The organism is Flavobacterium sp. 102 (genome assembly GCF_003634615.1).
GTDB lineage: Bacteria > Bacteroidota > Bacteroidia > Flavobacteriales > Flavobacteriaceae > Flavobacterium.
Map to the genome: position 1 here is coordinate 3,165,354 of NZ_RBKX01000001.1, position 13,071 is coordinate 3,178,424.

Genomic DNA, 13,071 nt, shown 5'->3' on the forward strand with positions numbered 1-13,071 from the left:
GAATCAAAGCCAACGAAATATGTTATTGTTGATAATAATTGTATATTAGGGCCATATTTATAATGGCTTTTTAAACCACCCACCCTTGCATCATGATTAAAGACAGTAACTTGTATAAAATTTTGATAGTTGAAGATAATCCGGGTGATTACTTACTAGCAAAAAGTTATTTAGAAGAAATGTTTCTGAACATTGAAATTCATCGTTGCGAAAATTTTAAGCAAGCCAATGAATTCAAGGAAAATAATGCGATAAATTTAGATGTAATCCTTTTAGATTTAAGCCTGCCTGACAAGAGCAAAGACACTTTAATGCCTGAAATGTTAGTAGCTTTTAATGCTACACCACTCATTGTGCTCACAGGCTATTCTGATTTTTCTTTCGCCACCAAATCGATAAACTTAGGCGCTTCCGATTATTTGCTCAAGGATGATTTAAATGGTATGATCCTGTACAAAAGCATCATTTATAGCATCGAAAGAAACAAGCACATACTAAAGCATGCTGAAGCCGAGAAAGAATATGCAGACTTGTTCCATCTTAGCCCGCAACCCATGTGGGTTTACAATAGAGTTTGTCATTCTTTTGAAGCGATAAATCAGGCTACCATCAACCATTATGGATATGATGCTGAAGAGTTTAGCCAAATGAACTACAATGATATTTTAGCTGATTCCGATAAAACAAAACAAGAAGCGGACGCAATCAATAGTGTGTATCTTAATAAAATTGTACAACACAAAAAGAAAAACGGAGAAATCATAGATGTGGAAATCATCAGCAATCCCATCATTTATAAAGGCAAGAATGCCGAAGTAGTATTGATTAATGACATCACCGAAAACCTCAAGCATTTAGAAGCCATCAACAGCAGAAACAAAGAGTTGACCGAAATCCAATGGATGCAGTCACATATTGTCAGAGCGCCGGTGGCCAGAATTATGGATTTGATAAACTTAATTACGAATGAAACGCACACTTCTCCTCATGAAGTAAAAGAAACACTGAACTTCATCACCCAATCCGCGCACGAACTCGATGGGATCATAAGAGAAATCACCCATAAAACCAATAAATTTAAAAAGTAAACAGTACTTCTGCTCGGGCAATCTTATCAATTACACTATTTTCTTAGGAATCGTGAAATAAAATTTACTTCCTACACCAAGAGTCGACTCTAACCAAATTTTTCCGCCCAATGACTCCACAATCTTTTTGGTGACTGCCAATCCCATACCCGTGCCCACATACTCATCTTTGTTGTGTAAACGTTGGAAAATCACAAATATTTTATCAAAGTAATCCTTGTGGATACCAATACCATTGTCCTCAACCGCAAAACACCAGTGATCATCAAAAGAAGTAAACGAAATTTTCACTATCGGAGTAACCTCCTTTCGACTGTATTTCAAGGCATTACTAATTAAATTCTGAAACAACTGCAACAGCGGCGATTTGTAGCATTTTACCTCAGGGAGCGATTGCTCAGTGATGATATTGGCATTTAATTCTTCAATTTGTTTGCGGTGCAGAATTTTTATTTCTTCAATCAAAGTATTAAGGTCAATAGATTCCGTAATTTCCTCTGTTCTTCCTACTCTTGAATACTCTAAAAGATCCAAAATAAGTTGTCGCATTCGCTTGGCACCATCGATAGCAAAGTCAACATAAAGAGTCGCCGTTTCATCAAAATTGTTGCCATACTTTTTATTCAACAAAGTCAAGAAACTGGTCACCATTCTTAAAGGTTCCTGCAAATCATGAGAAGCGATATAGGCAAACTGCTCTAACTCCTGATTAGAAACAACCAATTCGGCTTTTTGCTTTTTCAAACTTTCATTCAACTCAATCAAACGGCTTTCATAAATCTTACGTTGGGAAATATCTCTGATGAAAGCACAAAAGAACTCTTCACCATCTTGTTGTATCGGCAATACCGTTAATTCTATCGGAAACTCTTCTCCTCCTTTTCTAATCGCTGACAGCTGGAGTAATACATTCAATGCGTTTCCTTTTCCGGTTTTTAAATAATTTTTCATGCCAATATCATGCATTGCACGATAGTTTTCCGGAATAATAATCTTGGAAAGCTCTTTGCCCATCACTTCGCTTTCGCTCCAACCAAATATTTCATCTGCTTGAGGATTCCAGAAGGTAATCATTCCTTTTTTGTCAATACAAATAATAGCATCTAAGGCCGCATTCATGATTAACTTTCTTCTCTCCTCACTACTCTTGATCTTCTCTTGCGTTTTCTTTCTTTCATCAATATCCTGAAAACTACCATAAATTCTGCTGTAATTTCCATTGACAAGTTCAACTTCACCGATAACCCTTACCCAACGTTCATTGCCTTTTCCGGTTATAATCTGAAACTCATCGTCCCAAGATTCACCGGTTTTGAAACCGCGCTCAATAATTTTTTTGATGTTATTGCGGTGAACTCCCTTTTTATAAAAAGAAAGACCTGTTTTCAAACGGGGAATATAATCCGGGGCAACTTCGTGTATTTCTTTAGTTATATCAGACCAAAAAACAGTATTACTTTGTAAATCCAATTCCCAACCGCCAATTCTCGCCAGTTCATTGGCCTTTTGAAGTAATTCTTCCAATTCTTTCTTTTCAGTAATGTCTTTGGCGACCGCATAAATACTATTTTCTTGCTTAGAATAAGTAGCATTCCACGCCAACCACTTTATTTTTCCGGATTTGGTTACATACCTGTTTTCAAAATAAAAAGTATGGTTGACTTCCAATAAACGTTGGGCTTCATTAGTTGATTTTTCTCTGTCTTCAGGATGAATAAAATTTTCAAAAGGAACAGCGTAAAACTCTTCTTCAGTATAGCCCAAAAGTTCGCAGGCAGCCGGATTAATTCTTTTGAAATAACCCTCTTCCATATCAATAATTACAATAACATCGGGCGCAAAATTGAAGAGTTGATTCAATTCTTGTTCCAATTGTTTTCGTTTGATTTCCGGTCCTAAATAATTAGTTAAGGTTTTAAATAATGTTAAATATTTAGCATGATCTTCAATAGCATAATCAAGGCCAAAAGTAAGTACTCCAACTACCTGATTGTTATGAAGCAAAGGCATAGCCATAATTGTTTTTAAACCAAATTTTGCTGCCGCTTTATTTCGGGTAAATTCTTTTTTCTTAGAGAGATTACTCCAAATCTGTATTTCTTTAGTTTGGGCAGCAATACCCGCCAACCCTTCTCCACTTTTGAAAGCAGAGATTAACTTGGTTTCCTCTTGGAAACTTTTCATGTTTTCCGTCACAGCGTGACTGCTGACTTTGTTGATGATCTTTCTATCACTACTGCTCAACCAAGCTTCGGCCAAACAAAAACCGCAAAAATCACTAATATAACGCAATGTCTTATCTAATGTTTCATGCAACTTGATAGATTCATTGAAAACAATACTGATGTCAGCAATAAGCTCATTTTGTAACTCTGTCGTTTTTTGAATAGTAACATCTCTTTCTACAGCAATCCAATGCGTATACCATCCTTTTTCATCGGCTACAGGACTAATAGAAAAATTCACCCAGAATTCTTCTCCGCCTTTTTTATAATTGATGGTGGTGATGTCGCAGGACTCCCAGTTTTCAATGGCGCGGCGCAAACGCTTTAATTCCTTTTTATCAGACTTTGGTCCCTGCAATAGTCTTGGTGTTTTACCAATGACCTCCTCAGCAGCATAACCGGTCATTTTGGTAAAAGCATCGTTTACATAAATAATTTTAGGGCCGGGTTCGCCAAAGGGTTCTGCCTCTGTAATCATTACCGCATCATTAGTATAGGTGACCACAGAACTCATCAACTTCAACTGCTGTTCTTCTTGTTTTCGCTGGGTAATGTCGGTCATACTGCCTATTTTTCTTTTGACAATACCGGCCTCATCATATTCAATATAGGTTCGATCCGAAATACTTATCCAACCTTTATTTTCTGTTTTTAATTGGTACTCTTCATAAAAAATATCGTTTTTAGCGGCAACGGCATTTTCATAACTTTGTAAAATACGCTCTCGTTCATCGGGGTGCAGGCGATTAATCCACTCGATTCTTTCGGGCACCAAATTATCTAAGGTCAATCCGAACATCTCTTGGTGGACTAAATTAGCCCAACCTTTATTGGTCACATAATCCCATTCCCAGATGGCATCCTGGGCGGCTTTCCCAATCAATTCAAAACGTTCATTCGATTTTCGAGTTGCTTCTTCTGCCTCTTTTCGTTCGGTGATATCCTGAAGGGCACCAATGATTTGAATAGCCTTTCCGTTATCATCTCTAATCACCAACACTTTATTTAAAACAAAAGCATACTCTCCATCCGATTTGAGAAAGCGATGTTCATAAGACCAGTTGGTGTCCTTACTCTTTATTGCTTCTCTGGCACTCCCTAACACTTGTTCCGCTTCATCCGGATGCAAACGCTTTTCGATTTTCTCTTCATCCGATAGCATTTCGTCATCCATCTTACCGAACAAATGATTAAAGGTTTCACCGAGAAAAATTTTATTATTAGTGATGTCCCAATCCCAGATGGCATCTGAAGTAGCTTTAGTCACATTTTCATACCGAATATTACTTTCGGTTAAAGCCCTTTCTTTGAGATAACTTTCCAAAATTACTTGAAGTATATGACAAGCCCTACCAATCGTGTTTTCTTCTAACGGTGTGGGGAATTTTACGGTTCTGTAATAGGCCGCAAAAGTAGCCAACACTTTTCCTTCTGAGTTTAATATCGGATTGGACCAACAGGCTTTTAAATTATGCTTGGCGGCTAACGCTTTAAAATTAATCCACCTGATATCATGGGGAATATCGGTAACGACTACTTTTTTTCTGAGGAAAGCGGCTGTTCCGCAAGAACCCATATTATTGCCAATTTCAGCTCCTTCTATAGCTTTTAAAAAAGATTTAGGCAAACTCGGCGAAGCCAAATTGAATAACTGTTTTCTTTTTCTCACTTGCATGGAACAAAGCATGCCCACATGCAATTTTTCAATACCCAGCATGTATTTCTCTATAACCTCATTAAAAGGAATACTACCTAAGGCATTCAACTCTAATATTTCTCTTTCTAAAATTTCGAGATTGTGATAGTATTTACTCTCCGAAATATCTTTTAAAGCACCAATGATTCGCGTTACTTTATTATTCTCATCCCTAATAAAATAGGCGCTGTCTTGTACAAATACCTCTTGACCGTTGGGTTGTATGATTCGGTATTCATGCTTCCAATGGTTTTCAGTACTACTGGTGATTTCAGCAATACTTTTAGCCGCCAAATCTCTATCCTCCGGATGTATATAATTACTCCAATTGCTGTCCGGTGAGTTGAGTTCTTCTAAATCAAATCCGAAGTTGGTTTTAAATCCTTCTGCCCGATAAATAACATTATTGACTAAATCCCAATCCCAAATAGCATCAGAAGTAGCTTTGGTTACATTTTCATAGCGTTGAATACTTTCCCTGAGTCTTTCCTCTGTCAACTTACGGTCAGTAACATCCTGAACCGTCCCGGCTAAATAAATAATTTTGCTATTGCTGTCTTTTTGCAACTTTCCTTTCTCATGTACCCATTTTATTTTCCCATCTTTGAGGATAATTCTATGCTCTATATCCATATCCTTTTCTCCGTTTATGGCGGCCAACTGATCTTCCATAAAGGCTTCAAGATCATCCGGATGAATGGTAGAGGTAAACAATTCAAAATTGGGTTTTATATTTTTATTGAAATTCCAAATCTTGTATACTTCTGAAGACCAAAATAAATTCTCTGTGGCTATTTCACGTTGCCAATAACCCAATTTGGCTATTTCTTGAGCACTTCTCAATTTGGCTTCTCTATCTTTCAGAACGCTCAATGCCTTTTTACTGTCAGTTATATTTTTGGCATAGCAAGCAATTCCAACGACTTCTTTTTCTTTGTAAATGGGATTAAAAGTAATATCATACCAAACTTCTTTATCACCGGAAGCAGACGTACTTTTCACTTCTTCTTTAATGGAAATTCCGGCTAAAGTTTTGGAGTAACATTCTTTCCAAAAATCGAGATACTCCAGAGGAAAAGCCTTTTCTATCAAAAGACTTTCACCGGGTTCAATCGTTATACCGATTTGAGACTGAATATTATTAAGGAACGCTTGATTGGCGGCAATTAATTTAAAATTTTTACTAACACTCCAGATTAAATCATCGGTACTGTTGATGAGTGCTTCTTTGTCTCTTTTTTCAAATTCTTTTAGCTCTTCATTCTTTAATTTTTCAGTAACATCAATCAACATTAAAAATGACATCCGTCGCCCTTTATAATTAATCAAATGAGCCGTAATATCCATAAACATAATCTCACCATTCTTTTTTTGGTGGCGCCAAATATTTTTATGTATTTGACCATATGCTTCTTCACTGGCTACCACTCTCTCAATTTTTTCTATATCTTCGGGTGGTCGAATATCTCTTATCGTTAAGCTTAAAAACTCTTCTTTAGAATAACCATATTTTAATAGCGTTTCTTCATTGCAGTCGACGATTTGCAACGTCTCAAAATCAAAAATAAACATCGGAGCCGGGCTATTGTCGAAAAGGTTTTTATAAAGCTTCTCAGATGCTATTAGTGCGGCTTCTTGTTTTACTTTTTCTGTAGCATCTTTGGCGATACAAAACATAATTTTTTCGGTATCATCCCATTTGGCTGACCAAACAATCGGAACTAAAGTCCCGTCTTTTTTGATATACCGGTTCTGAAAATTGGTTTTATCAAAACCGGCTATAATTTCAAGTGAACTTATTTTTGTCTTTTCTACATCATCAGGATGAACCAATTTAATATATTTTGTCCCAACAAGTTCCTCGGGTGTGTAACCCCAAACCTTTTCGGAAGCACTGCTTACTTTCACAAAATTACCTTCTACATCAATAGTGCAAATAACATCGATGGAGGAACTCATAATTTTATCGAGTTCCGCTTTAGTTTCTTTAATGGCGAGATGGCTCTCGGTTTCATCGGTTATATCTCTGGCCGTAACAAATACACCGATGGTAGTCCCGTAGTCATCTTTGGCAGGTGAATAGGTAAGTTCAAAATGTTTTACACCGCTATCAGTAATTGGAATAGTAATGGTCGCTTTCTCTGTAGAGCCTTTGAGCACTCGTGCATACAATTCTTTCAAAGCCGTTTTTCGTTCCTGCTGGGCATAATCAAAGATGGAATTTCCTTTTTTTATTTCAAATCCTAAGTATTTTTTGCCTAGATTTTGAAACTGTTTATTAAAGGAAACAACACACAAATTGGTGTCCAACAATACGAATGATTCTGCGGTATTGTTAATCATCAGCTCCAATTCTTGCTCTGATTTTTTTCGCTCTGAAATATCAGTCATAGTAGTACAACTGTATTGCTCGCCATCATCTCCTGTAAAAAGAACAGAAGACAATCGAACAGGGAATTTTTCGCCGTTCTTTCTAATTCCAATGAGCTCGGACTTAACTTTTCCTTTGGCTTGTCGTTCGCTAAGTATTCTTGGGAGATTTTCATCCGCATGATCAATAATCCCTTTTCGTCCCAAACGGATAAACTCCGCTAGAGTGTAGCCAAACATTTCTTCGGCAGCTTTATTAACTTCCAGTATAGTTCCTTCGGGTGTGGTAAAAAAGATGGCCGATATTGAATTATCGATAAGAACTTTATACTTCTGTTGGCTATCTTTCATGTTTTTAAAAATATCAAATTATAGTTCACAGCTAAAAATACTTCTTTTAGAAAGAAGTAAAAAATAAAATATAGATTTATCTTTTCGAATTACTAAGGTAATTGGGTAACAGAAAACCAATAATTTTGAATTCTGGCAATCACTTCCTGAAAACCTTCAGAGTCTATCGGTTTAGTAATAAAGGAATTCGCTGCATTTTTATAGGCTTTCTGGATGTCACTTTTGGCCGAAGAGGTAGTAAAAACCACTACGGGAATGTGTTTTAAATAAGGAGTACTTTTAATGAATTTAAGTACCTCATGCCCGTTTCTTTTGGGCAAATTGACATCAAGCAATACTAAATCAATGGAAAAATCCTCATCGTTAGCTTTTTTTTTCAAAAAATAATCGATTGCGGCATCTCCATCTTTAATTTCAGTAATATCTCCTTGAAAATTGGTCTCCTTAAAAGCCTCCTTAATCAAGAAAATATCACCCTCATTATCTTCTATTAATAGTATTTTGTAAGGCATAGGCTTTGTTTTTGTGTCTGGGGAAACACCACAATATTTGTTAAAGAAGTCTTAAAGGTCGTAAAAATAATTAATGTAACCACTAATTAATCTGCAAAAACAAAAAAATATTATCCTAATAAATTTGAGTTCACTTAAAATCAAAAAAGAAAATCCATTAGTTTTGACTTTCCGATACATTAAAATACCCTAAACATGTAATATTTATGTTTTATTATATAACCCGCTTCAAATAATAAGCTATAATTTTGTAAAGCCCCAAAATTACTTAGTTTAACCTCGTTATCCTTTGGATTAAAATCCAATGGCTAAAACAATAAATGTTATATGCTGGATAAAGAAGAATGCTCAATACCCTTAACTACTAAGCTACAACAACTTAAGCAACAAAACAATGAAAAGGACCGGCATATACAAAGTCTTCTCCGTACCATCAACCGGCAAAAGTTAACAGAAGCTGATATCCGGCTTTTGAACACTACCTTAGAAGAAAAAGTAGTCAAACGCACGGCACAATATGCTTTTATCAGTCAAGTCAATCAGGCCATTGTGCAAGCCAAAGATGCCAAAACACTTTTAGAAAAGCCCATTAAAGAACAATTCAGCATCTATATGCTTTCGTCTTCCATAGACCCGGCAGATATTAATCGTGCCCAAATCAATCCGTTAATTGTAGATTTAATTGAAAAGCCTTTGAATAAAGTAACCGCTACCAAAATCTTTGGTTAATGGACTTCTTGCATTAGATTAGATTAGATTAGATTAGATAAAATAATAAAAAGCGCAGACTAAATTGGGGTTCCAATTCCTAAATGATAATTCAAATCAAACTTTTGGTCAATATATACTACAATTTGTGCAGAAGAACTTGCAAACAATCCCTAACTAAAAAATACTGACAAAGTAGTTGCTCTTTTTTATCCATTCACATAATTGATTGAATGTTGAAATAAAACAATTGACAATTGTTAATTATTTTAACATTTTAAAATAAAATAGATGAAAAAAGTTACTTAAATTTGATAATATCCTTTAAAATTAATTAGGTATGATTTAAAAATTTCAAAAAAGCTTAAAGTAGGTATGAGCAAAAAAGAAAAAAAAGAAGAAGAGGAACTTTTTCAAAAAATTAAAGAAATCTCTGATTACAAATATGCGCTGGATGAATCATCAATAATTGCTATTACGGACCAAAAAGGAATTATACATCATGTAAATGATAACTTTTGTAAAATATCAAAATTTTCTCGTGAAGAACTTTTAGGGAAGGACCACAGAATAATTAACTCAGGTTATCATACAAAAGAGTATATAAAAAATCTTTGGACAACGATTGCTAAAGGCAAAATTTGGAAAGGTGAACTAAAAAACAGGGCTAAAGACGGTTCGGCTTATTGGGTCGACACCACTATTGTACCTTTTTTAAACGAAAGTGGAAAGCCTTATCAGTATGTTGCCATTCGTTCCGACATCACCGAACGAAAATACGCTGAAGAGGAATTATTAAAAAAGATAAAGGAAATATCAGACTATAAGTATGCTTTAGATGAATCTTCCATTGTAGCCATCACGAATCAAAAAGGAGTAATAACACACGTTAATGATAATTTCTGTAAAATCTCTAAATACAGCCGAGAAGAGTTGCTGGGTCAAGATCATAGAATTATCAATTCCGCCTTTCATCCTTCAAAATTCATTAAAGAATTATGGAAAACCATCGCTAAAGGTGAAGTATGGAAAGGCGAATTAAAGAACAAAGCTAAAGACGGAACCGCTTATTGGGTAGACACTACTATTGTCCCCTTTTTAAACGAACAAGGAAAACCCTATCAATACGTAGCGATACGATCTGATATTTCAGAAAGAAAACGAGGCGAAGAAAAAATTGCCAAAATGTTGATCAATGCTGAATACCAAAACAAACAGTTGGTAGACTTTTGCAACATCGTTTCCCACAACCTTAGGGCGCCATTAGTCAATATTTCAATGCTTCTTGATTATATGGAAAGTTGTGACACTGAAAGCGAAAAATCTGAAGTGCTGGGAAGAGTACAGCCGGTAATCAATCACCTGAATGGTATTTTAGATGAACTGGTGGAATCTCTTCAAATAAGACAAGATGCTGACGTTGAATCAACCAATATTGATTTAAAAAATACGCTGGATAAAATTTTAATCGGTTTTGAGACACAAATAAAGCGATATAATGCAAAGATTACTATCGACTTTAAGGAAGTTGGAACACTATTTTATCCCCAACGCTATATCGATAGTATTTTTACCAATTTAATCAGCAATGCTTTAAAATATAAATCTCCGGACAGAAACGTTACGATCAATATAAAAACCTATTATGAGGACGACGAAATTGTGCTTACGGTTGCCGATAATGGTTTAGGTATTGATTTAGATTTACACCAACACAATTTGTTCAAAATACGAAAAGTGTTTCACAAACATCCCGACGCAAGGGGTTTCGGTTTATTTATGACCAAAACTCAAGTGGAAGCCATGGGAGGAAAAATCTGGATTGATAGTACACCAAATAAAGGAAGTACTTTTTACATAAAATTTAAACCCAAATTATCATGAAACAAATAGAACTATTAGCACTGGTTGATGATGATGACACCTTCATATTTATCACCAAAAAAATTATCGAAAAAACAAATAACGTCAAAGAAGTTAAAGTATTCAACAATGGATTGGACGCTTTAAACTACCTAAAAGACAATTTGAATACGCAATACAAACTACCCGAAATAATATTTTTAGACCTATCCATGCCTATCATGGACGGATGGCAGTTTTTAGACGAGTTCACTTCAATAGAATCAAATAACATTAAAAAAATCATCATTTACATTTGCTCTTCTTCTATTTCACCACATGACATTTTGAAAGCAAAAAAAATAAGTGCCGTAAGCGATTACATCATCAAACCGGTCACTAAAGACAAGTTTACCGAGATAATATTGGCTTTATAATTATTGAGCCTTAATCAGATAAACTTAAAAACCTCTTGGCTATAAGGTGACATTTTTTTATTCACAACAAATCACTATTTTAGTGCCTCAATTAAAAAAAAACAAACATGAAACTTTTGGGAATAGGCTCCAGAATCAATCACGCCGAATATGGTAAAGGCGTAGTAACCAATGTATCGTCTAAAGAATACTGGGTAACCTTTATAGAAAATGGTTTAGAAACTATCGCTATCGACAGCGAATTCGAAGTTATAGAACACGCCGAAAACGAAGTAGACACCGTAAGTTTTTACGATGTTGAACAAAGTTTATTATCAATCTTAAAAAAATGGAACGGCTTGGGCGAACCAGTTGCTATAGGTGACAAATGGAAAGGCGGCAATATGAAACTCACGCCCGGACAAGCAGGATTAGCCGCTAAAGATGTACCTATCGATGTGTTTTTTCATAAAATCGTAATGCTTCGTGATCGTCTTAGGGTAATGGAACAAAAAATCAACGCCAGTAAATTAGAAGAGATTGAAAAAGTAGATTTACAACAATACATCACCAGAATTTACGGTAGTTTAACCACTTTCAATGTATTGTTTAAATCGCAAACCGATTATTTCGTAGGAGAAAAATCTAAGTAAACTTTAACCTAAATTAAAGGAATTCCTCTGTCGAATTGTGTACTTTTATACTTCTAAAAGAAATCACTCATGAAAAAAATAGTCTTAGGGATTTTGGCAATTGGATTGCTGATATTCGGTTGCAAAAGTTCTTCTTCCAATGATAAAACAAAAACGGTCAATATCACTTTTGAATCTAAAAGCGGTAGTAAAGTTAAAGGTACCGGAACTTTCACTGAGAAAAAAGGAGAAGTTACCTTTATTGCTAGTTTCACCGGCTTAAAACCCGGCGTTCATGCGATTCATATTCATGAAAAGTCGGATTGTTCTGCTGCCGATGCCACTTCAACCGGCGGACACTGGAATCCAACGTTTAAAAAACACGGTCGATGGACAGATGCCGAACACCACAAAGGGGATATGGATAATTTTTATGCCAATACTGACGGCAATGCTACCGTATTATTCAAAACAGACGAATGGTGCGTGGGTTGTGGCGACGAAACAAAAGATATTTTAGGCAAAGCGGTAATCGTACACGAAAAAGGCGATGACTATACCACACAACCTACCGGAAATGCTGGCGCGAGATTAGCATGTTCCGCTATCATAAAATAATCGTCTTTGGAAGAACAAGATCATTTCTACTTCAAAAATGCTGCAGCATGGCGCGAATGGTTGCACGAAAACCACCATTCCGCCACTAGAGTATACCTGATATTTTATAGGGTTGACAGTCCAATGGAAAGCATGCGTTGGGAAGAAGCCGTTCAGGTAGCCATTTGTTATGGATGGATTGACTCAACAGTAAAACGACTAGACGACGAACGCCGACGCCAAATGTTTACCCCAAGAAAGGACAAAAGCGTTTGGAGCAAACTAAATAAAACCTATATCGAAAAGCTCATCGCCGACAATTTAATGCACGAAAGCGGTTTGCGTAAAATTGAAATCGCCAAACAAAACGGTTCTTGGGAATCTTTAGACCATGTTGAGAATCACATCCTGCCCGATGATTTAAAGTTGGCTTTTGACCAAAACAAAACTGCTTTAGAAAACTACAACAAGTTCAGTCCATCTTATAGAAAAAGCTATCTTTATTGGTTAAGTCAAGCCAAAAGAGAAGCAACCCGAAAAGCCAGAATCACTGAAATCATTTCGCTTTGCGAGCAAAATATCAAAGCGCGCGGCACATTTTAAATTTGGTAACAAAATCATTACTTATCACAAA

Annotated in this window: 9 protein-coding genes; 7 read left to right on the forward strand and 2 right to left on the reverse strand. The window is 35.8% G+C overall.

Translation table 11 applies throughout. The annotated features are described in order from the left end of the window. Positions 1-92 precede the first annotated feature (92 nt). On the forward strand, positions 93-1,088 hold the full coding sequence (locus C8C84_RS13995) for a response regulator (RefSeq protein ID WP_121314238.1): 996 nt from the start codon (positions 93-95) through the stop codon (positions 1,086-1,088). A 30-nt stretch (positions 1,089-1,118) separates the two neighbouring features. On the opposite strand, the gene C8C84_RS14000 is transcribed toward C8C84_RS13995, so the two are convergent. Together C8C84_RS14000 and C8C84_RS14005 are read right to left on the reverse strand one after the other, a co-directional pair. Further along, positions 1,119-7,730 (reverse strand): PAS domain S-box protein, encoded by a 6,612-nt coding sequence (locus tag C8C84_RS14000; protein WP_121314239.1) that lies wholly within the window; start codon positions 7,728-7,730, stop codon positions 1,119-1,121. Positions 7,731-7,822: 92 nt separating this feature from the next. Continuing rightward, complete coding sequence (locus C8C84_RS14005; RefSeq protein ID WP_121314240.1) at positions 7,823-8,242, reverse strand: response regulator; 420 nt, start codon at positions 8,240-8,242, stop codon at positions 7,823-7,825. Positions 8,243-8,713: 471 nt separating this feature from the next. Here C8C84_RS14005 and C8C84_RS17015 point away from each other — a divergent pair, with 471 nt between their 5' ends. The 6 genes from C8C84_RS17015 to C8C84_RS14035 all read left to right on the forward strand — a co-directional run bounded on the left by C8C84_RS17015 (position 8,714) and on the right by C8C84_RS14035 (position 13,040). Next, complete coding sequence (locus C8C84_RS17015; RefSeq protein ID WP_147406867.1) at positions 8,714-8,971, forward strand: hypothetical protein; 258 nt, start codon at positions 8,714-8,716, stop codon at positions 8,969-8,971. A gap of 354 nt (positions 8,972-9,325) precedes the next feature. Beyond that, entirely contained in the window at positions 9,326-10,834 is a 1,509-nt protein-coding gene (locus tag C8C84_RS14015) for a PAS domain-containing sensor histidine kinase (protein WP_121314242.1), read from the forward strand. Beyond that, a complete protein-coding gene (locus C8C84_RS14020) occupies positions 10,831-11,229 on the forward strand; it encodes a response regulator (protein ID WP_121314243.1) in 399 nt (132 codons plus the stop codon). Before C8C84_RS14015 ends, C8C84_RS14020 begins: the two co-directional genes overlap by 4 nt. Before the next feature lie 107 nt (positions 11,230-11,336). Continuing rightward, the gene (locus C8C84_RS14025; RefSeq protein ID WP_121314244.1) at positions 11,337-11,861 is read left to right on the forward strand and encodes a hypothetical protein; all 525 of its coding nucleotides are present in this window, start codon (positions 11,337-11,339) and stop codon (positions 11,859-11,861) included. Positions 11,862-11,930: 69 nt separating this feature from the next. Next, positions 11,931-12,458: a superoxide dismutase family protein gene (locus C8C84_RS14030; RefSeq protein ID WP_121314245.1), complete on the forward strand. Its 528-nt coding sequence runs from the start codon at positions 11,931-11,933 to the stop codon at positions 12,456-12,458. A 6-nt stretch (positions 12,459-12,464) separates the two neighbouring features. Continuing rightward, on the forward strand, positions 12,465-13,040 hold the full coding sequence (locus C8C84_RS14035) for a YdeI family protein (protein WP_121314246.1): 576 nt from the start codon (positions 12,465-12,467) through the stop codon (positions 13,038-13,040). Positions 13,041-13,071 lie beyond the last annotated feature (31 nt).